General features: G+C 62.4%; 14 protein-coding genes and 2 pseudogenes. 10 read left to right on the plus strand and 6 right to left on the minus strand.

Going from position 1 to position 23,972, the window contains the following annotated elements; genetic code table 11:
• Positions 1 to 102: 102 nt before the first annotated feature.
• The 6 genes from dnaA (at position 103) to gyrB (ending at position 9,290) form a co-directional block, all read left to right on the plus strand.
• Positions 103 to 1,530, plus strand: a complete 1,428-nt coding sequence (dnaA, locus tag ACM561_RS00005; protein ID WP_309774433.1) for a chromosomal replication initiator protein DnaA — start codon at positions 103 to 105, stop codon at positions 1,528 to 1,530.
• Positions 1,531 to 1,732: 202 nt separating this feature from the next.
• Positions 1,733 to 2,851, plus strand: coding sequence for a DNA polymerase III subunit beta (gene dnaN, locus ACM561_RS00010; protein ID WP_425907099.1), 1,119 nt, complete (start codon positions 1,733 to 1,735; stop codon positions 2,849 to 2,851).
• 167 nt (positions 2,852 to 3,018) lie between these two features.
• A complete protein-coding gene (recF, locus tag ACM561_RS00015) occupies positions 3,019 to 4,170 on the plus strand; it encodes a DNA replication/repair protein RecF (RefSeq protein ID WP_425907101.1) in 1,152 nt (383 codons plus the stop codon).
• Between the two features lie 194 nt (positions 4,171 to 4,364).
• Positions 4,365 to 5,447 carry a hypothetical protein gene (locus ACM561_RS00020; protein ID WP_425907103.1) on the plus strand — a complete coding sequence of 361 codons (1,083 nt, stop codon included), beginning with the start codon at positions 4,365 to 4,367 and terminating at the stop codon, positions 5,445 to 5,447.
• Positions 5,444 to 6,508, plus strand: coding sequence for a hypothetical protein (locus tag ACM561_RS00025; RefSeq protein ID WP_425907105.1), 1,065 nt, complete (start codon positions 5,444 to 5,446; stop codon positions 6,506 to 6,508). The genes ACM561_RS00020 and ACM561_RS00025 overlap by 4 nt, the downstream gene beginning before the upstream one ends.
• A gap of 340 nt (positions 6,509 to 6,848) precedes the next feature.
• On the plus strand, positions 6,849 to 9,290 hold the full coding sequence (gyrB, locus tag ACM561_RS00030) for a DNA topoisomerase (ATP-hydrolyzing) subunit B (RefSeq protein WP_425907107.1): 2,442 nt from the start codon (positions 6,849 to 6,851) through the stop codon (positions 9,288 to 9,290).
• A gap of 155 nt (positions 9,291 to 9,445) precedes the next feature.
• Here gyrB and ACM561_RS00035 read toward each other — a convergent pair whose 3' ends face one another.
• From ACM561_RS00035 to ACM561_RS00045, 3 genes and pseudogenes are all read right to left on the minus strand, one after another.
• Positions 9,446 to 10,012 (minus strand): PAN domain-containing protein, encoded by a 567-nt coding sequence (locus tag ACM561_RS00035; RefSeq protein WP_425907109.1) that lies wholly within the window; start codon positions 10,010 to 10,012, stop codon positions 9,446 to 9,448.
• A gap of 225 nt (positions 10,013 to 10,237) precedes the next feature.
• A complete protein-coding gene (locus ACM561_RS00040) occupies positions 10,238 to 11,608 on the minus strand; it encodes a glutamate--cysteine ligase (protein WP_425907110.1) in 1,371 nt (456 codons plus the stop codon).
• Between the two features lie 98 nt (positions 11,609 to 11,706).
• Positions 11,707 to 11,841, minus strand: a pseudogene (locus tag ACM561_RS00045) (MarR family transcriptional regulator); the annotation flags it as partial.
• Between the two features lie 414 nt (positions 11,842 to 12,255).
• Here ACM561_RS00045 and ACM561_RS00050 point away from each other — a divergent pair.
• From ACM561_RS00050 to ACM561_RS00060, 3 genes are all read left to right on the plus strand, one after another.
• Positions 12,256 to 15,453: a hypothetical protein gene (locus ACM561_RS00050; RefSeq protein ID WP_425907112.1), complete on the plus strand. Its 3,198-nt coding sequence runs from the start codon at positions 12,256 to 12,258 to the stop codon at positions 15,451 to 15,453.
• A 179-nt stretch (positions 15,454 to 15,632) separates the two neighbouring features.
• Positions 15,633 to 16,559 carry a sulfite exporter TauE/SafE family protein gene (locus ACM561_RS00055; RefSeq protein ID WP_425909835.1) on the plus strand — a complete coding sequence of 309 codons (927 nt, stop codon included), beginning with the start codon at positions 15,633 to 15,635 and terminating at the stop codon, positions 16,557 to 16,559.
• Between the two features lie 2 nt (positions 16,560 to 16,561).
• A complete protein-coding gene (locus ACM561_RS00060) occupies positions 16,562 to 17,344 on the plus strand; it encodes a TIGR02186 family protein (RefSeq protein ID WP_425907114.1) in 783 nt (260 codons plus the stop codon).
• Positions 17,345 to 17,363: 19 nt separating this feature from the next.
• Here the strand turns inward: ACM561_RS00060 and ACM561_RS00065 are convergent.
• The 3 genes and pseudogenes from ACM561_RS00065 to ACM561_RS00075 all read right to left on the minus strand — a co-directional run bounded on the left by ACM561_RS00065 (position 17,364) and on the right by ACM561_RS00075 (position 22,223).
• Positions 17,364 to 18,634: pseudogene (locus ACM561_RS00065) on the minus strand (NRAMP family divalent metal transporter).
• Between the two features lie 184 nt (positions 18,635 to 18,818).
• A complete protein-coding gene (gene pdeM, locus ACM561_RS00070) occupies positions 18,819 to 19,559 on the minus strand; it encodes a ligase-associated DNA damage response endonuclease PdeM (protein ID WP_425907115.1) in 741 nt (246 codons plus the stop codon).
• Between the two features lie 63 nt (positions 19,560 to 19,622).
• A complete protein-coding gene (locus ACM561_RS00075; RefSeq protein ID WP_425907117.1) occupies positions 19,623 to 22,223 on the minus strand; it encodes a ligase-associated DNA damage response DEXH box helicase in 2,601 nt (866 codons plus the stop codon).
• A 228-nt stretch (positions 22,224 to 22,451) separates the two neighbouring features.
• Here ACM561_RS00075 and ACM561_RS00080 point away from each other — a divergent pair, with 228 nt between their 5' ends.
• Complete coding sequence (locus ACM561_RS00080) at positions 22,452 to 23,825, plus strand: outer membrane protein (RefSeq protein WP_425909836.1); 1,374 nt, start codon at positions 22,452 to 22,454, stop codon at positions 23,823 to 23,825.
• Positions 23,826 to 23,972: the final 147 nt, after the last annotated feature.

The raw sequence follows: 23,972 nt of genomic DNA on the forward strand, positions 1-23,972 counted from the left end.
ATGGCCGAAACGAAGCGCCTCGAAGGATCACAGCGAATGCGTGGCCTTCCAGAGAAGCAGCCGCATCCGAACATCATCAAACCAGAAAAGTCGTCACGAGAAATGTCAGACACAGAACAGGAACGCTGGTCGCGTGTGAAGGGTCGATTGCGCTCGACCGTTGGAGAGGACATCTATTCGAGCTGGTTCGCGAGAATGGATCTGGAGAGCGTCCATGCCGAGAGTGTCCGCCTGTCGGTGCCGACGCGGTTCCTGAAAAGCTGGATCCAGGCGCATTACGCCGAGCGTGTGCTGGCCTGCTGGCAGGCCGAACTGCCGGACGTTCACCGGATCGATCTTACCGTGCGCTCGGCCATGCGCTGCGCTGCGCCCGTCAGGGAAGCACCCGCAACCGATGTGCACCGTCTCGAACGCAGTGAGGGCCGGAACGGCAATGAGCTGAAAACGGTTGCGACCGCGCCGGCATCGGCCAACCACGACGCCCTCGGCGGTTCGCCCCTTGACCCGAGGCTGACGTTTCAAAGTTTCGTCACCGGCCGCTCCAATACGCTGGCCCACGCCGCGGCGCGTCAGGTGGCGGAAGGCCGGCGCGGCGACAGCGTGATGTTCAATCCGCTTTACATCCACGCCGGCGTCGGTCTCGGCAAAACCCATCTGCTGCAAGCCGTCACGTGGGCGGGCAATGCAGGCACCGAGCGCAGAGTGCTATACCTGACGGCGGAGAAGTTCATGTATGGCTTCGTCGCCGCTCTCAAGACGCAGACAGCGCTTGCTTTCAAGGAAGCACTCCGCGGCATCGACGTTCTCGTCATCGACGACTTGCAGTTCCTGCAAGGCAAATCGACACAGGCCGAATTCTGCCACACGTTGAATGCGCTCATCGATGCAGGCCGCCAAGTCGTCATTGCAGCCGACCGGCCACCGTCCGACCTGGAAAGCCTCGACGATCGCGTACGATCCCGACTCGCCGGCGGGCTCGTGGTCGAAATGGGTTCGCTCGGCGAGGAGCTTCGGCTTGGCATTTTGAGATCGCGCGTTGAAGCTGCGCGCACGCATCACGCCAGTTTCGACGTGCCTGAACAGGTTTTGGATTATCTAGCGAAAACGATCACGCACAACGGGCGCGACCTCGAGGGGGCGATCAACCGGCTTCTGGCGCATAGCAAGCTCAACGCCCAGCCGGTCACTCTCGAAATGGCAGAGCGCGAGGTCCGTGACCTGGTCCGTCCCCAAGAACCGAGGCGCATCAAGATCGAGGACATCCAGCGGGTCGTCGCGCGACAGTACAATGTCAGCCGCTCGGACCTTCTGTCTTCGCGCCGCACCGCCAATGTGGTGCGGCCGCGGCAGGTCGCAATGTATCTCGCTAAAACGCTGACGCTGCGTTCCCTGCCCGAGATCGGCCGCCGGTTCGGGGGGCGAGATCATACCACCGTGCTGCACGCCGTCCGCAAGATCGAGGCGCTGGTGTCGAAAGACGTGACGCTCTCCGACGAAGTCGAATTGCTGAAACGCCAGCTTCAGGAATAGGCGCGGCGCGGCGGGAATTTTCTGCCAAAATGCCGGGAAAAGGCCGGACCGGAGCGAGCCATAGGCTTGCGCCGGACGGGCTTCCGCGCCACCTTGCGGTCCCGCCGAATTTAAGCAAAATCGGCGTTGAACTCGGGGTTTACGTGCCGCGGTCCCGCGGCATTTTCAGCACATGACGGGAATTTGATCGGACGGATTTGCAATGAAGGTCACCGTCGAACGCGCGCAACTGCTGAAATCGCTTAGCCACGTGCATCGCGTGGTCGAACGGCGGAACACGATCCCGATCTTGGGAAACGTGCTGGTTCGCGCCGAAACCGCCAAATTGTCGCTAAAGGCCACCGATCTCGATCTAGAGGTAACGGAAACGCTGGTGGCGGAAACCGGAACCGGCGGCTCGACCACGGTTCCGGCGCACATGTTCTACGACATCGTCCGCAAGCTGCCCGACGGTGCGCAAATCGTGCTGGAAGGCGACGGCGACCGCTCGGTTTTAACCATCCGCGCCGGACGCTCTCGCTTCACCCTGCAGACGCTGCCGGAGAACGATTTCCCGGACCTCGCGGCTGGCGACATGACGCATGCCTTTTCGCTGGCTGCAGCGGACCTGAAACGACTGATCGATCGTACCCAATTCGCGATCTCGACCGAAGAGACCCGCTATTATCTCAACGGCATCTACCTGCATGGCGCGGGCAGCGCAAAGAGCGCGACGCTGCGCGGCGTTGCGACCGACGGTCACCGCCTGGCGCAACTCGATCTCGCGCTGCCCAAGGGTGCTGAGGGAATGCCCGGCGTCATCATCCCGCGCAAGACTGTCGGCGAGGTGCAGCGGTTGATCGAGGACAGCGAGGCCGAGATCGGGATCGAATTGTCGCAGGGCAAGATCCGCTTCACCATCGGCCACGTCGTGCTGACCTCCAAGTTGATCGACGGCACCTTCCCGGACTACGGCCGAGTAATCCCGCAGAACAACGATAAGGAACTGGTCGTCGACAAAAAAGACTTCGAGGCCGCGGTCGATCGCGTCTCGACGATTTCCAGTGAGCGCGGCCGCGCCGTGAAGCTGGCGTTATCAGCGGGCAAGCTGGTTCTGTCCGTGACCAATCCTGATTCCGGCAGCGCCACCGAGGAACTCGAAGTCGAATACACCTCCGACGCACTCGATATCGGATTCAATTCACGCTATCTCCTGGACATCGCCGCGCAAATCGAAGGCGAAGCTGCGGTGCTGAAGCTCGCCGACCCCGGGTCACCAACGCTGGTGCAGGACAGGGATTCCAAGGGCGCGCTCTATGTGCTGATGCCGATGCGGGTGTGATGGCCCTTTAGCCGCACCCGGCGACAACGAACCAACATCAAAGTCACGCCCACGAAGGCGTGGCATACAGTATTCCGTTGGACATCCATTACCCGCATCGCACCTTATGGACGACCGGATCATCGTGCCTTCGCGGATGATGACCGGGGATGTGATAATCGTTGCCCATGATCCCCTCCCGCATTCGCCGTTTGAGCCTCACCCGCTTCCGCAACTATCGCGCCGCGACGTTCGAGACGCGTAGCGAGATGGTCGTGCTGGTCGGGCCGAACGGCGCCGGCAAGACCAATTGCCTTGAGGCCGTATCGCTCCTATCGCCGGGACGCGGGTTGCGGCGTGCTACGCGCGAAGACATCGCTGACAACACGGACGACGGCTCCTGGGCGGTGTCGGCCGAGGTGCAGGGCGCGCTCGGTCTTGCGACGCTCGGCACCGGCATCGACGCGCCGAACAATGAAGCAGCTCCGAGCGGCCGGCGATGCCGGATCGACCGCGAGCCCGTCGCATCGGCAGCCGCTTTCGGCGACCATCTGCGCATGGTGTGGCTGACGCCTTCGATGGACGGCCTGTTCACCGGATCGGCGTCGGAAAGACGGCGCTTCCTCGACCGCCTGGTGCTGGCGATCGACAACGATCACTCCGGTCGCGTCGCGGCGCTGGAGCGCAGTCTGCGCTCGCGCAACCGCCTGCTTGAGATGCGCAACTACGACGATCTCTGGTGCAGCGCCGTCGAACGTGAAACCGCAGAGCTTGCCGTTGCGGTCGCAGCGATGCGCGCACAAACCGTCACTCGCCTTTCCACCGCATTGGAGGCGCGCGGCGGAGCCTCCTCATTCCCTTCGGCAAGAATCGGCATCGGCGGCTGGATGGAAAACGCGCTGCTCACCGCGCCGGCCACGACAGTGGAAGACCGCTACCGCGAGATCCTGCGCGCGAACCGCGCCCGCGATGCCGCCGCCGGCCGCACGCTCGATGGCCCGCACCTCACCGACCTCGAAGTGACCTATGCGCCCAAGAACATGCCCGCGAAGGACGCCTCCACCGGCGAGCAGAAAGCGCTCTTGATCGGGCTCGTGCTGGCCCATGCGGGCCTCGTGGCCGAGATGACGGGGATCACACCGCTGCTGCTGCTCGACGAGGTGGTGGCGCACCTCGATCCCGACCGCCGCAACGCGCTGTTCGGCGAACTCAAAGGTCTCGGAGCCCAGGTCTGGATGAGTGGAGCTGACCCGGCCGCGTTCGCCAACGTCGGCGCCGGCAGCGAGATTTTCGACGTCGACTCGGGACGGATCGCCCGCCGAGCACCGGCATCGCTTTGAACCAAAGGTTCATCCTGCACGACTAGAGTCTGTTCTACGGCGTTGAATCAGATTCAATGCTCGTCCTTTGAACGGGGATGATCCTATCCGAAAATCGGCTCTCATTTTTCGGGACCATGCTCCAGGCTTTGTACGACATCCTGACCGGCACACTTGCCGCCCGCCCCTTTTGGTGTTCTCCGGAGATATCAATCATGCCCGCACCGAAATGCCGACCTCACGCGCCGGCACGTCGATACGTTCTGGCTGCATTCTCGCTGGCGTGGATTGCCGGCGCATCGGCAGCGATGGCGGAGAGCGGCATGGTCGAGGTCAACCAGTTGCCGCGCCTTCCGGACGCGCAGGAAACCACGGACTCGCAAACCGACCGCGTGGTCTACACGGTGCAGGGCGTGGTGCCTTCCACAGTCCAGTCGGTGAAGGCTTTGATGACCGACAATGGCTGGATGCAATATGTGCGGCCACTCGAGGAGACGGCGACCGGTCTGCTGTTCAAGAAGGGCGTGCATGGCCTGTCGGTATCCTTCACACAGGCGCTCGGCCGCCCGGACCGATCCGCGGTCCATTACAGCGCCAACCGGATCTACGCCGACGTTCCGTTTCCACCGGGAGCAACGGATATCGTCTACGATGAGCGCAGGCCTTACTTCGGCTGCACAGCCCACGGCAACACCGACGCTAATCTTGATTTCTTCAATCGCGAACTCGCCGCAACCGGGTGGACGGCGTTATCCGCCGACGACGCCAAGACGCGCTGGCCGAATGCCGCAATCGACGACAAGATCGACAATGGTGCGCGCGCCTATTTCAGGCGTGACGATCGCGACAGGCAGTTACCGATCATGGTGTCGTTACGGCGACTCGATGACGACAAAACCGCTGTCGACATCAGGGTCGCGCCATTTGCCCTGCCGCAAGATCTCCAAGCGGGTCCCGATATGGACGGCCTGCCGCGACCGGACCGCATCATAAACGCCGGAACCACCGGCAACGCGACGTCGGATCACCGGGAGGCGCACGCCACGGTGACCGCCGAGATGCCTACCGTGCTCGCCTTCTATCGTCGCGAACTGGCCGCACGTAACTGGAAGGAAGAGGCCAAGGGAGCGATCATCACACCGGACGAGGTGTCGCTCAATTTCACCTCTCCTGAAGAGACCGGCACGCTCAAGCTCGGCCACAAATATGATCTGACCCTCGTCAGCTTCGTCATGCAGGTGACCCCGGCCGCACTGGCCGCCCGGGCGCGCGCGAAAAGGCCGACGATGATTTCATGAAGGACGCGATGTCGATGGCGACGGAGCTGATCGCAGCCGACAGTGCTCATCGCGCGCAACAATCCGCGAAGCTGTCGGACGCTCCCTTGCATGCGCAGTCCGGCAAGACCACGCCAATCCCGGTGCCGGAAGGCGCGGAGAATGTCGAGTTCGATGGCTCAGACGGCAAACTCGAGTTTGAATCACAGTCGAGCGTGAAGGCGCTTGCAGGTTTTTATCGTAACGCCCTGAAGCCGCTCGGCTGGAAGGCTCAGCCTTCAGTCATCAACAATCCCAACATGGCCGCGATGCAGTTCTCCAAGGGCGGCAAGGAGATTTCGATCACCGTCATGCAGATGGGCCCGAAAACCAATGTCAGCGCGAACGGGTCGGGTCTCGAGATGGCGAATGCCGGCTCCAGTGCCACCGATGATCAGCCGGCTGCGAAAGCGGCTCCCAAGCCGCTTGAAGCAGAGCCGGATTCCGCGTTGCCGGTCCCAAAAGAACATACCTTGAGTTCCCTCTCAACGGGCAAGCTGCCGGGCAGCGATGCTCCGTTCCGCCAGGAACTCGAGGCCAGTATTCCGGCCGATCTGGCTTCCGTGCTTGCCTTCTATCGCGACGAACTGGGCAAACGCGGATGGAAGGAGTTGCCGGACCGCGCGATCACCCAACCGGATCGCGTCCAACTGGCATTCACCTCTCCCGATGGCCCGGCCATGTTGAAGCTCGGCCGCCAGAACGCCGAGACCACAGTCAACCTCGCGCAGAAGATTCCGGCCGCCGCCGCCAAGGGCGAAGTGCTGCCTAAGCCCGGTCAGGCGAGGCTGATGCTGGGCAACATGGGACAATCGGACGCCACCATCACCATCAACAAGCAGACCATCAAGCTGGCGGCAGGCGCAGGCGGCCCGCAATCAAGCCAGCATCCCGCGCTCGATTTGCCGCCCGGCAAATACAAGTACGCAACGAAGGTGGCCGGACGCCCCGCCAAGTCGGGTCAAATTGAGCTCGGCGCCGACGATGCCTGGGACCTGATGCTCGGGCCCGATGGCGATGTGCTGGCGCTACAGGCTTACTGATAACGCGCATTTCTACGCCGAGGTTCAAACCAGCCAACTGACTTGCTCCTCGGCGACCATCAGCTCGATGTATCGGATCCGCTCCTGATGCGGTTGAGCGGGTTGTTATCCGCCGCAATCGGAATGCTGCCGGGCGGCTGTTTTCAGAGGCGCGAATCGCCGTTTTAAGGGCGCCGCGAATCGCCTTTTTCCGTCCTTGAAAAACCAGATAAAAATCACATCTATTCAATGACTTGAAGTGGGTCACTTTGCGCTAGGCGCGGTGCCGCTTTCATGCCAGAAATAGACTTCTCAGCCGCATGTACCGCATATGTCTCGGGACACCTTCTGAAGGCCTTTCATGATCGAACCTGCCCGGCAGCAAATTGCCGATACCGAACCTGGCACGCCAATCGAATATGGCGCGGAATCGATCAGGGTTCTCAAGGGCCTCGACGCCGTGCGCAAGCGGCCGGGTATGTATATCGGCGATACCGATGACGGCTCCGGTCTGCACCATATGGTCTATGAAGTGGTCGACAACGCCATCGACGAAGCGCTGGGAGGACATGCCACCGCCGTCGAGGTCATCCTCAACGCCGACAATTCGGTGACCGTACGCGACGACGGTCGCGGCATTCCCGTCGACATTCACAAGGGTGAAGGCGTTTCCGCGGCTGAAGTCATCATGACGCAACTGCACGCCGGCGGAAAATTCGATCAGAATTCCTACAAGGTCTCCGGTGGATTGCACGGCGTCGGCGTCTCTGTGGTCAACGCGCTCTCCAGCAAGCTGAGCCTGCGCATCTGGCGGAAGGACAAGGAACACTTGATCGAATTCGCCCATGGCGATGCGCTGGCGCCGTTGAAAGTCGTCGGCGACGCCGGCGGCAAGCGCGGCACCGAAGTTACCTTTCTGGCATCGACCGAGACTTTCACCAGCATCGAATATGATTTCGCCACACTGGAGCATCGCCTGCGCGAACTCGCGTTTCTGAACTCGGGCGTCAACATCCTGCTCTCGGACATGCGTCACGCCGTCGAGAAGCGCGAGCAGATGATGTACGACGGCGGCGTCACCGAATTCGTCAAGTATCTCGACCGCAACAAGAAAGCGATGGTGCCGGATCCGATCATGATCCGCGCCGACATGAACGGCATCAATGTCGAGGCGGCGTTGTGGTGGAACGACAGCTACCACGAGAATGTCCTGTGCTTCACCAATAACATTCCGCAGCGCGACGGCGGCACCCATCTGGCCGGATTCCGCGGCGCGCTGACGCGGCAGGTCAACGGCTATGCCGAAGCTATGGCCAAGAAGGAGAGAATCGCGCTGACCGGCGACGACTGCCGCGAGGGCCTCACCGCAGTGCTTTCGGTGAAAGTGCCGGACCCGAAGTTCTCGTCGCAGACCAAGGACAAACTGGTGTCGTCAGAAGTACGGCCCGTGGTCGAGAACGTCATCAATGAGGCGCTCGCCGCCTGGTTTGAGGAACATCCCACCGAGGCGAAGCTCATTGTCGGCAAGGTTGTCGAAGCCGCTGCCGCCCGCGAGGCCGCGCGCAAGGCGCGCGAACTGACGCGGCGTAAGGGTGCGCTCGACGTCGCTTCGCTCCCCGGCAAGCTCGCCGACTGCCAGGAACGCGACCCGGCGAAGTCGGAACTGTTTATCGTCGAGGGCGACTCGGCCGGCGGCAGCGCCAAGCAGGGACGCAACCGCGAATTCCAGGCGGTCCTGCCGTTGCGCGGCAAGATCCTGAACGTCGAACGCGCGCGCTTCGACAAGATGCTGTCGTCGGAGCAGATCGGCACGTTGATCACTGCGCTTGGCACCGGCATCGGCCGCGAGGATTTCGATCTCGCGAAACTGCGCTATCACAAGATCATCGTGATGACCGACGCCGATGTCGACGGCGCGCATATTCGCACGTTGCTGTTGACCTTCTTCTTCCGCCAGATGCCGGCGCTGATCGAGGCCGGCCATCTCTATATCGCACAGCCGCCGCTCTACAAGGTGACCCGCGGCAAGTCCGAACAGTACCTGAAGGACGAGCGGGCGCTGGAGGACTATCTGATCGAGACCGGCCTCGACGACTGCGTGTTCAAACTCGCCACCGGCGAAGACCGCAGCGGACGCGATCTGCTGGCGCTGGTGGAGGACGCCCGCGTGATCCGGAACGTGCTGCAGAATCTGCATAACCGTTACAACCGCGAGGTGATCGAGCAGGCGGCGATCGCCGGCGTGATGAATCCGAGGATCACCGAAAATCTGGCCACTGCCAACGCCGCCGCCGATTACATCGCGAAGCGGCTGGACGCGCTCGCCGACGAAGTCGAACGCGGGTGGATCGGCCGCTTTGCGGAAGGTCAGGGCTTTTTCTTCGAGCGCACCGTACGCGGCGTCAAGGACGTCGCCATCATTGACGACGCGTTGCTTGGCTCGGCCGATGCACGCAAGCTGGATGAATACGCCGCGAAGCTGCAGGACGCCTATCCGCGGCCCGGCCTCTTGCGCCGAAAGGATACGGAAACCGCGATCCATGGTCCGGTCAGTCTGTTCGAGGCGGTGACCGACTCAGGGCGCAAGGGCGTGGCGCTGCAACGCTACAAAGGTCTCGGCGAGATGAACCCGGACCAGCTCTGGGAAACCACGCTCGACACCGGCGAGCGTACCCTGCTGCAGGTGAAGATCAAGGAGGTCGACGAGGCCGACGACATCTTCACCAAGCTGATGGGCGATGTGGTTGAACCGCGCCGCGAGTTCATCCAGGACAACTCGCTCAGCGCCAATGTGGACGTGTGAGTCTGTGACGCCTCAAAAGTTATCCAAACTCAATTGTCTGATTTCAGCTGTCTGATTTCGGCGGTACTTTGCGCGTCCCGCCGATAGGAATCCATGATGGCGGTTAAATCTATCGCAGGCGTGTCCCGGCCCAGCACGGATAGCGATTGCGCGAGCTATCGCACGACACCGGACGTGAATCCGGGTCTACGATGCGGCGGTTTGATTTCCTTTTTCAGGAAGCATCGCGCGGCTTTGCCGGCGTATCCCGGCCGCGCATAGGTCCAGGCCCGGCACTTGCTATCGGCATCGCAGGCATGCTTGCAAATCTGATCGGTGTCGGCTCTGTCGTCTTTCTTGACTTCGAAATTGCGATAGTCGCCGCCAGAGCGGTCGGTGGAAGTTTCTACCGGGCCGATCCGTCGCTCGATCACGCCCGCGCCGCGAACGCCGGACACGCAACACCGATTCGCGATCCGCGGCGGTACGGCATTCTTGAGCCAGCACACCGCGGTTTCCGACCGTTCGGTGGGATAGCTGAAGCTCCAGGCTCGGCAGTGGCGGTCGCGTTCGCATGCCAAGCCGCAATCGGCCGGATCTCCCGAGCGCAGCGGCGCCCGCAGATAGTCAGCGCCCGGTCGATCGAAATTCGTCTGGGCATAGGCCGGACGCGTCGCCGGAACGGAGATCAACAACAGCCCTGCCAGCAGCGTCAGGCCGACCTTGAGTGCATAGACTTTCATCACGTGCCGCAAAACGACGTATCCCGAACAAGGACGTGCGCGGATGGGATTCATTAAATCCCGACCTCGATGTACGTCGGATGAACAATTGCCGCGAAACAACCCGCTGACCCAATGATCCCTCGATTCGGCAGAATCGAATCTCCCACACCCGCAAAGCAAACGGAACGGATTTGTATTTATCGCCCGTTCCGCCGCCTGTTCGCGACGCGACCCAAGGCTCCTCTAAAAAGCGTATTCGCTATAGGCGGGTTCCACGGACCCAGCCCACGCGCCGTTGAACTTCTCCAGCATCTCCTCTGCCGGAGAGCGGCCCGAATCCAGAATTTGATCGAGCGGCTCCAGATGCCGCGACTCATCGCGACCGAAATGGTCGATACGGCCGCGCCGGCGCAGGCCTCCATGCGCCAGCATAAGGCACTCCTTGGCAATTTCGAACAGATAGTGATTCTTGATCCGAGCCTTGAACCCCAAGCGCGAGACGTCATCGCGCCACGCCTGCCGTTCCTGCGCATTCCAGCGCTTCGCGATGTCCCACGCAGCATCGAGAGTGGCGTCGTCATAGAGCAACCCGACCCAGAACGCCGAAAGCGCCGGCAGACGCGTCCAAGGCACGCCGTCGGCGCCGCGCATTTCCAGATACCGCTTGAGCCGCACCTCCGGGAAAATTGTCGACAGATGATTGGCCCAGTCCGAAAGGGTCGGCCGCTCGCCGGGGATGGCGTTATTCCTGCCGTCAAAAAAATCACGAAACGAGGAGCCGGATACGTCGATATAATTTTCGCCGCGCTTGACAAAATACATGGGAACGTCGAGCGCGTAGTCGACCCAGCGTTCGAAACCCATGCCGCCCTCGAACGCCCAGGGGATCATTCCGGCGCGAGCGTTGTCTGTGTCGCGCCAGATTTCCGAACGATACGACAGGAAGCCATTCGGTTTGCCTTCGGTGAACGGAGAATTTGCGAACAGCGCCGTCGCAACCGGCTGCAACGCCACCGACACCCGCAGCTTCTTGACCATGTCGCTTTCGGATGAGAAGTCGAGATTGGTCTGCACCGTGCAGGTCCGAAACATCATGTCGAGGCCGTAGCGGCCGACCTTCGGCATGTAGTCGCGCATGATCCTATAGCGGCCCTTTGGCATCATCGGAATCTGCGCCAGCGACCAGGAGGGCGTCATGCCGAGGCCGAGAAATCCAATACCGAGCGGCGTCGCGATCTCCTTGACCTGCGCCAGATGCGCTGCAAGCTCGGCTTGGGTTTGATGCACTGTCTCGACCGGCGCACCCGACAGTTCGAACTGTCCTCCCGGCTCCAGTGAAATCGCACCGCCCCCGGTGACGTCATAAAGACCGATGATGTTGCCCTGCTCCATGATCGGCTCCCAGCCGAGCAGCAGTTGCATACCCTCGAGCAAGGCGCCGATGCCGCGCGACCCTTCGTAAGGCACCGGGTCGTGGCCCTGAAGCGTGAACGGAGTTTTCTCGTGCTCGGTGCCGATGCGGAATTCGGACGAAGGCTTCGCGCCTGCCTCCAGCCAAGCCACGAGTTCGTCGCGCGATTGCAGCGGCGTCATATCGATCTGGTCACGCGCCATGAAAGATCCCGATGCGGGGCGTTGCGATCGAGCGCACGCGGTGTCGGTTTAGAAGAATATCGAGCCGTGGCCCGCAATCGCGAAAGATGAAAGAGACATCATCGCGCGGACGCACCGTCTCTCACTGCAAGCGCCTGAGCCTCATTGCAGGAACAACCGGGCCGGTCAAGCAGCCCGCAAAGCATTGCGGCGTCAACCGAGAGTTTGGAGCCGACTTGCCGCTCGACCGCCGCCAGAATTCTGACGGACCCAGTTCGTGGTCGCTGACTATTCGTTTGCGATGCAAAAGGTAGAGCTTACGAATCGGCTCGGCATAAATGACCTGACGGCTCCGGAATGGGCGCCCATTACTATTGGAAATAATCAGAGCACCATCACGAAAACCCAGTCGCACTGTAGAACCGAAATCCAACAATCTTTAGTTGTAAAAATAAAAACCATGCACGTTTAAGGTGTTGATCCTGCACGTCACCGTCTCAAAATGACACTTTTGGCGAGCAGCGCCCCAGTCTTTAACTCATTGTTTACCGTAACACGAAAAGGTTGAGCCTCGAGGGCGGGACCCGCGCCGGTTTGGAATTGTCTTATTCCAGACAGGCTCGGGGAACGTGAGGGCGCATCTTGCGCGGTCGACACTGGACGAAAGCATGAATTCGCGTGGATCGTCGAGCGACGACGGAATCGAACCATCCGATCGCGAGGGTGCGGACGCTGCCGCGCGGCGCGCCGGCGTATCCCGCAACGATGGGCTCAGCTCCGACGCTGGCGGTTTCATACCGGATCCAACGCAGCCGGTAGTCTCGAGCCAGGATGACCGCGACATGGCGGACATTCATCAGCGGCTGGATTCCATCACGCGCCAGATCGATCAGTTGTCGAGCCCGGCCGCAAACGGCGAACCCGCGGTCGCCCGCCAGCTCAACGATGCCATTTCGCGGCTCGATGCCCGGCTCGCCCGGGTCGCCGCCCAGACACCCGCAGAGAATACGCAGCAACATGCCTACAGGGCCGATCGAGGCGTAGCCGAGGTTTATAATCGATCGCCATCACCGGAGCCTGTCACGCTCGAAGTTGCGATAGCGGAAGTCATCGCGCGCCAGCACGAACTCGATGAGACTTCACGCGCGTCGTCCTCTTACAGCTCAGCACCTGCAGCCTCAGCGACGAGAACACCGCGACCGGCGGCGGATTTCTCCGGCCTCGAGCGGCAACTGTTCAAAATCACGAGCCAGATCGAATCGTTGCAACGCCCGGACGGGATCGAGCAGTCGATCGCCGCATTCCGCATCGAGCTGGCCGGTCTCCGTCATGTCATTACCGAAGCTATGCCGCTTCGTGCAATCGAGCCGATCGAAAACGAGATTCGTTTACTTTCGCAGCGCATCGACGAGATCCGTCAGAACGGCAGCGATGGTCAGGCGCTGGCGAATATCGAACGCTCCCTTAATGAAATCTACGACGCGCTGCGATCGCTGAAACCGGCGGAACAGCTCGCAGGATTTGACGACGCGATTCGCAATCTCGGCAGCAAGATCGATACGATCGTGCGGGGCAGCGGCGATACCGGAACGATGCAGCAGCTCGAGAACGCTATCGGCGCGCTTCGCGACATCGTTTCCAACGTTGCCTCCAATGACGCGTTGGTGCGGCTCAGCGACGAACTCAACATGCTGTCGTCAAAAGTTGATCAACTCGGCCGATCTGAGAGCCACGGCGATTCTTTCTCCGCGCTCGAACAGCGCGTGGCCGCACTGACGGCGACCCTCGAAAACCGCGAAAGCCCGGCCTCGGGCAGCAGTTCCGAACAACTTGAGGAGGCGGTGCGGGCGCTGTCCGAGCGTCTCGACCGGCTGCCGGCCGGCCACGACTCGTCCTCGGCGCTGGCGCACCTCGAACAGCGGGTCTCACTGCTGCTCGAACGCCTGGAAGCCGCCGGCGAACATTCAGAACCCAATCTTGGTCGCGTCGAGGAAGGTTTGCAGGACATTCTGCAATATCTGGAACGGCAGCAGACCGGTCTGGCGGCGATGGCCGAGAACGGTCCACGAAACGCCGGCCCAACCATGGACAGCGAGGTCGTCGAGGCGATCAAGCGCGAACTGTCCGAGATGCGCTTCTGCCAATCGGAAAGCGACCGTCATACCCAGGACTCGCTCGAGGCCGTTCACAGCACGCTCGAGCATGTCGTTGACCGGCTGGCGATGATCGAAAGCGACCTTCGCGCGGTTCGCGCCCAGCCCGTCCGGGCCGAGCCGTCCCACGACGGGATGCCGAAACAGGCGGCAGTTCTGCCGCCCAAGCCCGAATTGCCGAACCCCGTGCTGTCGCTGATGGCCACGCAGTCCGCTCCGGCCGTCACCGCAACAGCGGCGCCGATCCCGCGCGCCATGGCTGACGTTCTGATCCCCAAAAACACCATCGATCCGGATCGTGTTGCGCAATCCGCGACCGCGCCCTCGCCGCGTCATGCGGTCGATCCGGAGTTGGCGCCCGATCATCCACTCGAGCCTGGCACCCGTCCGGCAGGACGCGCAGCATCGCCGTCGGAGCGAATCGCGGCCTCCGAAAGCGCGACCGGCGACGCCGCCGAAGCCTCACGCGAACAGTCCGGCTCATCATTCATAGCCGCCGCGCGTCGCGCGGCGAAGGCGGCTGCCGCCGCTGGGCCACCCCCCGACAAGGCCGGACGAACCAAGGTCGCCATCGAACCGGCACGTCCCGCCACAGGCGGATCGAACATCACCTCCAAGATCCGCTCCCTGTTCGTTGCAGCGAGCGTGGTGGTCATCGTTCTCAGCAGTTTCAAGTTCGCGATGACACTGCTCGACGGCTCTCCGCGCGAGACCCTCAGCGAGAGCGGCCCGGCCGCTCCCGTGACGAAGCCGCCAGCCGACGCCGAATCCGGACCCGGCACTGAGACTCCGCCGTCGCCGTCGATGATCGCGCCCACACCGATCGACCGCCACTCGATGATTGCGCCGTCGGCCGGCGACAGTGCGGCGCCGACCGCAAACCCATCAGATGCGGCGCCTGCGAGCCAGCCGGAGACCAAATCCGCCGACGTCACCGGTACGGTCCCGGACGCACACACGCTCGAACCGGCTGCAACTCCGCCTTCCGAATCCCTCCCCGAGAGCATCGGCGGCGCTACGCTGCGCACCGCCGCACTCCACGGTGACGCCGCGGCCGCGTTCGAAGTCGGCGTTCGCTATGCCGAAGGCAAAGGCGTCACGGTCAATTACGACGAGGCCGCGAAGTGGTACGAACGGGCGGCGCATGCAGGCATCGTGCCTGCCATGTTCAGACTTGGCACCCTGCACGAAAAGGGGCTCGGCGCGAGTAAGGACGTCGATACGGCGCGGCGTTATTACATGCGGGCGGCCGACCGGGGTAACGCCAAGGCGATGCATAACCTCGCCGTACTCGATGCCGATGGCGGCGGCAAAGGCGCCAACTACACGAGCGCGGCGCAATGGTTTCACAAGGCGGCCGAGCGGGGAATAGCCGACAGCCAATTCAATCTCGGTATTCTTTATGCCCGCGGCATTGGCGTCGAACAGAATCTCGCGAAATCGTACAAGTGGTTCAGCCTCGCCGCCGCTCAAGGCGACGTGGATTCAGGGCGCAAGCGCGACGAAGTCGCCAAGCGACTCGATCCGCAGTCGCTCGCTGCGGCCAAGCTGGCGGTTCAAACGTTCGCGCCCACGCCTCAGCCCGACGATGCCGTCAACGTTCCCAGTCCTGCCGGCGGATGGGACAGCGCGACCGCAAAGCCCCACGCCAAAGCCGCGCCGCGCAAGTCCGCGACGGCGAATCCGACGGTAGCGCGGAATATCGCGCGTTAATCCAGATTCATCAACTTCGGGTGTGACGGCGGAGCAGTAGGCCGGCCGTCCTCAATTCTTTAACCCCGGCCGCCGATGATTTCGGTTATGCAGGGGTGCGGCTCGCGGCCGTGCCGCGACTGAAGGTCCAAGCTGCGAAGGCGCCGGCCAGCCAGCAGCCAAATCCGAAGACAACGCGCGTGCAGCTTTATCTCCCCATCGCCGATATTCCGGTCAACGTGTTCCTCATCCTGGCGATGGGGGCAGCTGTGGGGTTTGTATCGGGGATGTTCGGCATCGGGGGAGGCTTCCTGATGACGCCGCTGCTGATCTTTGTCGGCATCGCCCCGGCGGTTGCCGTTGCAACGGTCACCAGTCACATCGCGGCCTCATCTTTCTCCGGAGCGCTGTCCTACTGGCGCAAGCGGGCTGTTGATCCAATGCTCGCGCTGGTGCTGCTGAGCGGCGGCATTATCGGAACCATATCCGGGGTCTGGACCTTCACGCGTCTGCGCTCGCTAGGGCAACTCGATCTTTTGATCGCGCTGTCCTACGTTGTGCTGCTGTCCGGCGTCGGCGCGGCGATGTCCTGGGAAGGGCTACGCGCCATGCTTCGGGCCCGCAAAGGAGGGACCCTTCCGCTGCGCCGCTCGGGCGGCCATGGCTGGGTCCACGGCCTGCCGCTGAAAATCCGGTTCAAGCGCTCCAAGATTTACCTTTCGGCCATTCCGGTGATCGTCATCGGCCTCTTGATCGGCTTCATCGGTGCGATCATGGGCATCGGCGGAGGCTTCATTCTGGTGCCGCTGCTGATCTACCTGCTGCGCGTACCGACGTCGACTGTGATCGGCACCTCCATGATGCTCACACTCATCACCATGACGTTCGCCACGGTGCTGCACGCCACCACCAACCATCTCGTCGACGCTGTGCTGGCATTGATCCTGATGACCGGCGGTGTGACCGGCGCACAATTCGGCGCACGCGCCGGCCAGCGCATCCGGGGCGAACACCTTCGGTTACTGCTCGGGCTGTTGATTCTGGCGGTCGGTGTTCGCTTCGCGATCGAACTGGGTATCCGACCTACTGATCTCTACGCCGTCCGCGAAGCGACGGGCGGCATATGAGGATGCGCGCAACATGGTCGGCCGGACTTGCGCTGTTGCTAGGGGTCATGCTCGGCGCGGACGATGCGCGCGCCGAGCACCTTATCGTCTCCGTATCGAACCATCGCGTCACCGTCACGCCGAACTATTCCGGCGAGGAACTGGTGCTGTTCGGCTCGATCGAGCGTGACGGCGGTGCGCCGCTTCCGTCCGCCGGCTACAATCTCGTCGTAACTGTCAGCGGCCCTCCCGCAGACATGATCACGCGCCGCAAGGAGCGGTGGTTCGGCATCTGGGTGAACGCCAGTTCCCGGCAATTCCTCCAGGTTCCGGCCTATCTTGCGGTGTTCGCCGACCGGCCGCTGGACAAGATCGCCGCGCCGGACATCCTGCGCCAGCAACGACTCGGACTGAACAACGTGCTGCTGACGCAGCGCGTCGGTCCCGACTACGCCGACGTGGTACCGAGCGATCCGTTCCGGCGCGCCTTCATAAGGCTGCGAAGCGAACAAGGGCTGTACCGCGAGAACACCTCGGCCGTGACTTTCCTGACCCCGACCCTGTTTCGTACCGGCATCCCGCTCCCGGCAGAGGTGCCGATCGGCACCTACACCATCGGAATCAAGCTGCTTGCCGGTGGCACGCTGATCGCAAAGACCGATACGGCGTTCGAAATCGTCAAGGTCGGTTTCGAGCAGTTCGTGGCCACCGCCGCCAAACAACACGGCCTGGTTTACGGCGTGGCGACAGCGCTTATGGCGTTGACGGCCGGCTGGATGGCATCGATCGTTTTCCGCAGAGACTGAGGGTCTTGGAGTCATATCCCTACAGCGCCCATGCGACCGCCATCGCCACTACACCGAACGCCATTATGGCGGTGGCGAGCCAACCGAGCCAATACAGCGGGCCCCCTACCCTAAAATTACCCATGATCTCGTGGTGCCTCGCCACCAACATCAGCAGCACCATCACGGGCACCGCAAGCACACCGTTGATAACCGCGCTCCAGTAGAGCGCATGGATGGGGTCTATGGGGGTAAAATTGAGGACAATTCCGATCGCCGCCGACAACGCCAGCACCGCGTAGAACGCAGCAGCCTCCTTTGGCTTGCGCGCCAGCCCGACCGGCCATCGTCGTCCCTCGCCAACGGCATAGGCCGCCGAGCCCGCCAGCACCGGAATCGCCAGCAGCCCGGTGCCGACGATGCCGAGCGCGAAAATCACTTCCGCGAACCGGCCCGCAATCGGCCGCAAGGCTTCTGCGGCCTGGGCCGATGTCTGGATGTCGGTCTTGCCGGTGGCATGGAAAGTCGCGGCGGCGGTGAGAATGATCGCGATCGCGATCAAGCTGGAGAAGGCCATCCCGACGATGGTATCGGCACGGATGCGGTGGAATTCCTTTTGCTTGCCGTGATGCCTTTGGATCAGGGGTCGTTTTCGGGCATCGACACGCTGGTCTTCCGCTTCCTGCGAGGCCTGCCAGAAGAACAGATACGGCGAAATCGTCGTGCCGAGGATGGCCACGATGGTGGTGAGAAACGGTGCGCTGAACTCGACACGCGGAATCAGCAATCCTGCAAGCGCCTCACCCCAGGAGACATGCGCGACCGCGAGCGCGGCGACATAGGCGAACAAGCTCAGTGTCAACCACTTCAGAACAGCGACATAGCGCGCGCAATCAAGATCTGCGCCACGACCGAGGTGATGCCGAACAGTAGCACGTAGGCAAAGGCGGGACCGCCGAACAGCAGCCTGGACGCATCCGCCATGGCGCCAAGGTCGGCTGCGACGTTGATGGTGTTAGCGATAAACAGCAGCGAGACGATGCCGTTCAGCAGGCTTGCGGGATAGTGGCGGCAGACGTTGCCAGCGATGCCGTGTCCGGTGACGCGACCAACCCGCGCGGAAATCTCCTGAATCGCTGCCATCAGGGGAAACGTCAGCAGCATCGTCCAGCTTGCTCCGTAGCCGAGCTGCGCACCCGTCTGGCTGTAGGTGCCGATGCCGGAGGGATCGTCGTCCGCGGCCCCGGTGATAAGGCCCGGCCCGAGCGTTTTGAAGACATCACGAAACGGCCGTAAAGGCGCACCTTTCATAGGTGGCTCGTTCCGGCGTCCACTTTCCATGTTATTCGCGCGTTGTCGCTCTTGAATGTGTGTCTGAGCTCCGACCGCGTTGACAACACGGACCGGCCGTTTCCGGTTCCCCGTCCGTCTGACGCGGCCGACGGCGAACGAGCGCCGCGCGGCATTGTCCGAGTGAAATGAGCCGCGGCGGCTTTCAACAGCAGCGCGAGGCCGCGATGGCGTGCATGCGGCTGTCGCCGAGCACATGCGCGGTGACGTCGGCCGTAAAAATCTTGGCGAACGCCTTGTCGCGAATGCTGAGGCCTCCCGCAAAGGCGCCGAACGCCGGCATCACTGCCCGCAACCCGTCGCAGGCGAAACAGCGGCGCTCCATCGATCGGCCGCGCGTCGAGACCCTCGCCTTGGGATGCAGATGACCTGCGATTTCGCCGAAAGCGCCGGTCGGCTCATGGCGGAATACGATCTCACCCATCGCAACTTCTTCGGCGACAACGCCCCCGAGATCGGATGGCAACGCCGGATCGTGATTGCCGGAAACCCAGATCCAATCGCGACGCACCTGCACAGCCGAAAGCGCCTCGCGGTCCGGTGCGGACAGCCGTTCATGCGCTTGGCTATCATGAAAGCTGTCGCCCAGCGCGATCACCGTACGCGGATCGAACCGTGCGATGACCGCAGCGAGACGACCGAGCGTCGCAACCGTATCATAGGGCGGCAGCAGCACGCCGCGCATGGCAAAACTCGAACCCTTTTCGAGATGCAGGTCGGACACGACGAGCAAGCGTTCCCGTTCCCAGAACAGCGCCCCCGAGAGATCGGCCAGAAATTCGACGCCGCCGACAAGCACGGTCGCGCAGAACGAAACGTCGTTGATCGCAAGCACGTTCAAGAGATGATCCGAATCGGAAAGAGGCTCGTCGCTTTCATAGATCATGCGAACGATCTTCCGAAAAGAGCGGAGGCCATGGGAACACGGCAAATATGGACCGCGAGGGCATCACCGCTCCATCGCCTCCTTGACGAGATCGTCGGCTGCTTCCGCGAGCAACTCGTCGGACGCCTCGCCATAAACGGCCTCGCGGCCGATTTCCAGCATTACGGGCACCGCGAGCGGCGAAATGCGATCGAGCGGCTTGTGGGTAATCCGTCCCCTGATCCGCGCCAGCATATCGCTCAGGCGGCGGATATCCAGCAGTCCGGTCGCGGCGTCGGCGCGCGCCGCACGCAGCAGCACATGATCGGGCTGATGCTTACGCAGCACATCGTAAACAAGATCGGTCGAGAACAGCACTTGACGCCGGCTCTTTTCCGCCCCGGTGAAACGGCGGGCGATCAGACCCGAAATGATCGCGCAATTGCGGAAGGTGCGCTTCATCAACGCGGATTCCGCAAGCCATGCCTCGAGATCATCACCCAGCATGTCCGGATTAAACAACGCATCGAGATCGAGCCGACGCTGCCGGATCATCGACGAAGCGTCCCCCAGCATCCAGATCGCGAGCGCATATTCGTTGGCGACAAAGCCAAGCGGCCGCGCACGCGCACGCTCCAATCGCCGCGTCAGCAACATGCCAAGAGTCTGGTGCGCAAGCCGACCCTCGAACGGATAGCAGACCAGATAATGCTTGTCGGCTCGCGGAAAGGTTTCAACGATCATCTCGCACGCATGCGGCACACGCGAAAAATGAGACTGCAGCATCAACCATTCGCGCACCTGATCCGGCAGGCCGCGCCATGTGCGCTTGTCGTCGAGCAGGTTGCGAACCCGCTCGGCCAGATAGGTCGAGAGCGGAAACTTGCCGCCCATGTAGGACGGCACCTTCGGGCTCTCGTCATTGGCACGCGAAACATAGACCTGATCCTCGGACAGCGCCTCGTAGCGCACGATCTCGCCGCCGAACACGAAGGTGTCGCCGGCAACCAGGCCTTCGATGAAATACTCCTCGATCTCACCTAACATCCGGCCGCCGCGTGCGATCACGCCGGTCAAACCTTTGCCTCCATTTTGGCCGCCATGCCGCGAACGCACCAGCCTCACCTTCAGCATCGCCTCTTCCACGATGGTGCCAACGTTAAGGCGGTAGCTTTGCCGCACCTTGGGATTGGCGACGCGCCAGCGCCCCTCTTTGTCCTGCCGGATGCGGGCGAATCGTTCGTAGCTCTTCAGCGCATAGCCGCCGGTGGCGACGAAATCGATCACTCCGTCGAAATCAGCACGCGTCAGCGCCGCATAGGGTATGGCGGTTCGCACCTCGTCATAAAGCTCATCGGCGTGGAACGGCTCGCCGCAGGCGCAGCCCAGAACATGCTGTGCGAGCACATCGAGCGCACCGGAGCGCAACGGCGGCGTGTCCTGCGCATTTTCGTTGACCGCATCAATGGCGGCGCGGCATTCCAGCACTTCGAACCGATTAGCCGGCACTAAAACTGCGCGGGAGGCTTCATCAAGACGGTGATTGGCGCGGCCGATCCGCTGCATCAGCCGCGAGGCACCCTTGGGCGCACCGATATTGATGACGAGATCGACGTCGCCCCAGTCGACGCCAAGATCCAGGGACGACGTGCAGACCACCCCGCGCAGCCGGCCATCCGTCATCGCCTGCTCCACCTTGCGGCGCTGCGCGACGTCGAGTGAGCCGTGATGCAGCGCGATGGCGAGACCGTCGTCGTTGATGCGCCAGAGATCCTGAAACAACATCTCCGCCTGGCTGCGGGTGTTGACGAACACCAGCGTGGTCCTGTTGCGCCTGATGAGATCGTAGACCTCGGTCAACGCATGACGCGCCGAATGTCCCGCCCACGGCAGTCGTTCGCTGGTGTCCAGCATCTCGACAATTGGAGCGGCTGCGCCGTCGGCCTCGACAATGTCAGCCGAAACGGCCTTGCCTTCGGGCTGCGGCACCAGGAATCGCGCCAGCGACTCCGGTTCGGCCACCGTTGCCGACAAGCCGATCGTACGCATTCGCGGAGCGAGCAGCCACAGCCGGGCGAGCGCCAGTGACAACAGATCGCCTCGCTTCGAGGTCACCAGCGCGTGCAGCTCGTCGAGCACCACGCGCTGCAACGACGAAAACAGAAACGGCGCATCGTCCGACGCCAGCAGCAGCGCGATCTGTTCAGGGGTGGTCAGCAGGATGTCCGGCGGATAACGCCGCTGCCGCTGCCGGCGTGACACCGGCGTATCGCCGGTGCGGGTCTCGACCCGGATCGGCAGACTCATCTCGGTGATCGGGGTCTCCAGATTGCGAGCGATATCGACCGCCAGCGCTTTCAGTGGGGAAATATAGAGGGTGTGAAGGTGCCCTCCCTTTCCTGCAAGGGGAGAGGAAGAAGCGATGTCCACCAGCGTGGGCAGAAATCCGGCTAGCGTCTTGCCCGCGCCGGTGGGGGCGATCAGCAGCGCCGAACGGCCGGCACGGGCCTTTCGCAGCAACGCCAACTGGTGCGCACGCGGCGACCATCCCCGCGCCGCAAACCAGCGCAGAAAGCCGTCAGGCAGCAAGGGCTGCTTTTCGCGATCAGCGATTCCCACGCTCCGAGAAGGTAGGCCGTCCCGCCTGTCCGGTCGAGTTGGCGGGGATCGAAAGCGAATCAGCATCCCCCCGCAAACGGTCGGAGTGGGGTTCAGCGCGGCTTGGGAAGCGCGGACAAGCCGCGACGGGGTCCGGCATTGTTATGCCAGATGCTGATTTTGATGCTGATTTTGCAAGGTTTTCGTCGTCACCACATCATTCCCTATCAGGTGTGGCTACCGAACCACAGACAAGTTTCCCGTCGAAGCGTACAGTCTCGCGGTCATTTGCAGTCGGGGACCATCATAATGAAAATGAAAAAAATTCTGCTCGGCGTTCTGCTGGCGAGCACCGCGATGAGCGCCCAGGCGGCGGATCTTGCACCGCGGCCCTACACCAAGGCTCCGCCGATGGCCCCGGTCTATGACTGGACTGGCCTTTACTTCGGCGTGAACGCCGGCGTCGGGGTTGGTCGCAATCAAACCGTGCATAATTTTGGCCCCCCCGGGGCAATTTCGACGCATCTGCAGCCGCTCGGCGCGGTTGGCGGCGGCCAGATCGGCTACAATTGGCAGACCAATTCGTTCCTGGGCCCGATCGTATTCGGCGTCGAAGCTGACCTTCAAGGCGCCGACATGACCGACACCCGGACCAACTTTGTCGGCGCGCTCCAGTACAATCAGAGACTCAACTGGTTCGGCACGGCGCGCGGCCGCGTCGGTCTGGTTAACGGTCCGATGATGACCTACCTAACCGGCGGTTGGGCCTACGGTAACGTTGGCACCACAGTCATTCAAGGTGGGGTGCCGTCCGCGTTCGGCGGCGGACGCAGCGGCTGGACCTGGGGCAGCGGTGTCGAAGCCGCGCTCGGCGGCAACTGGACCGGCAAGATCGAGTACCTTTATCTCGATCTGGGCAATCAAACCTTCGCCGGTCTTCCCGGTCAGGCACTGCGTTCCGAGCTGCACGAGAATATCTTCCGCGCCGGCGTAAACTATCGCATTGGTGGCCCCGGCAGCCCGTACGTACCGACGGTCACGGCAAACTGGAACGGCCTGTATATCGGCGGCAATGCCGGCGGCGGACTCGGTCGCAACCGCAGCACCATCTCCGATGCGGCTGGAAACGCGCTCGCCCGATTCAATCTCGCGCCCAGCGGCTTCATCGGCGGCGGCCAAATCGGCTACAACTGGCAGGCTGGCAACATCGTCTTTGGCCTCGAGACCGACTTCCAGGGCTCGACCCTCGAGGACAACAAGACCTGCTTCGGCTGCGTGCCGGGGGCCTCTGTCAATTTCAATTCGAAGCTGCAGTGGTTTGGCACCGCGCGCGGCCGCCTCGGCTACGCCATCGGACCCTCAATGTTCTACGCGACCGGCGGTTTCGCCTATGGCAACGTCAAGACCGCGCTCAACACCCCGCTCAACAATTTTAGCTTCTCCAACACCCGCACCGGCTACACCGTGGGCGGTGGCATAGAGACGCCGCTTCCCATCGTGAACCTGTTCGGCGGCCCCCTGTTCGGCCCGAACTGGACCTCAACGACGGAATATCTCTACGTCGACCTCGGCCGCTCAAGCTTCAATATCGGTGGTGGGCCGTTCGTGCTGACGACCGGCGCACAGGAGCATATCTTCCGCACCGGTCTGAACTATCACTTCAATGCGCCGGCGGTCCCGCACTACTGATCGCAAAAGACCGGGGGTTCAAAGCCCTGGTCTGACCGAATAAATCTTGGGGGAGTGGGCAAGAAAGCCGCATCGCATCGCGATGCGGCTTTCTTCATGAACCGGTCGCGAGCGAAGTGGAATCCGGTTCGCCTGGAGAAAACGCGT

The sequence above is a fragment of the Nitrobacter sp. TKz-YC02 genome, from assembly GCF_049852135.1.
Classification (GTDB): domain Bacteria; phylum Pseudomonadota; class Alphaproteobacteria; order Rhizobiales; family Xanthobacteraceae; genus Nitrobacter; species Nitrobacter vulgaris.

What these genes read in the sequence shown, in the direction of transcription:
- ACM561_RS00025 (WP_425907105.1), top strand. Translation starts at nt 5,444, where the DNA reads ATGAAGGACGCGATGTCGATGGCGACGGAGCTGATCGCAGCCGACAGT.
- ACM561_RS00020 (WP_425907103.1), top strand. Translation starts at nt 4,365, where the DNA reads ATGCCCGCACCGAAATGCCGACCTCACGCGCCGGCACGTCGATACGTT.
- ACM561_RS00035 (WP_425907109.1), bottom strand. Translation starts at nt 10,012, where the DNA reads ATGAAAGTCTATGCACTCAAGGTCGGCCTGACGCTGCTGGCAGGGCTG.
- ACM561_RS00050 (WP_425907112.1), top strand. Translation starts at nt 12,256, where the DNA reads ATGAATTCGCGTGGATCGTCGAGCGACGACGGAATCGAACCATCCGAT.
- gyrB (WP_425907107.1), top strand. Translation starts at nt 6,849, where the DNA reads ATGATCGAACCTGCCCGGCAGCAAATTGCCGATACCGAACCTGGCACG.
- ACM561_RS00040 (WP_425907110.1), bottom strand. Translation starts at nt 11,608, where the DNA reads ATGGCGCGTGACCAGATCGATATGACGCCGCTGCAATCGCGCGACGAA.
- pdeM (WP_425907115.1), bottom strand. Translation starts at nt 19,559, where the DNA reads ATGATCTATGAAAGCGACGAGCCTCTTTCCGATTCGGATCATCTCTTG.
- ACM561_RS00075 (WP_425907117.1), bottom strand. Translation starts at nt 22,223, where the DNA reads ATGCTGATTCGCTTTCGATCCCCGCCAACTCGACCGGACAGGCGGGAC.
- recF (WP_425907101.1), top strand. Translation starts at nt 3,019, where the DNA reads ATGATCCCCTCCCGCATTCGCCGTTTGAGCCTCACCCGCTTCCGCAAC.
- ACM561_RS00060 (WP_425907114.1), top strand. Translation starts at nt 16,562, where the DNA reads ATGCGCGCAACATGGTCGGCCGGACTTGCGCTGTTGCTAGGGGTCATG.
- ACM561_RS00080 (WP_425909836.1), top strand. Translation starts at nt 22,452, where the DNA reads ATGAAAAAAATTCTGCTCGGCGTTCTGCTGGCGAGCACCGCGATGAGC.
- dnaA (WP_309774433.1), top strand. Translation starts at nt 103, where the DNA reads ATGTCAGACACAGAACAGGAACGCTGGTCGCGTGTGAAGGGTCGATTG.
- dnaN (WP_425907099.1), top strand. Translation starts at nt 1,733, where the DNA reads ATGAAGGTCACCGTCGAACGCGCGCAACTGCTGAAATCGCTTAGCCAC.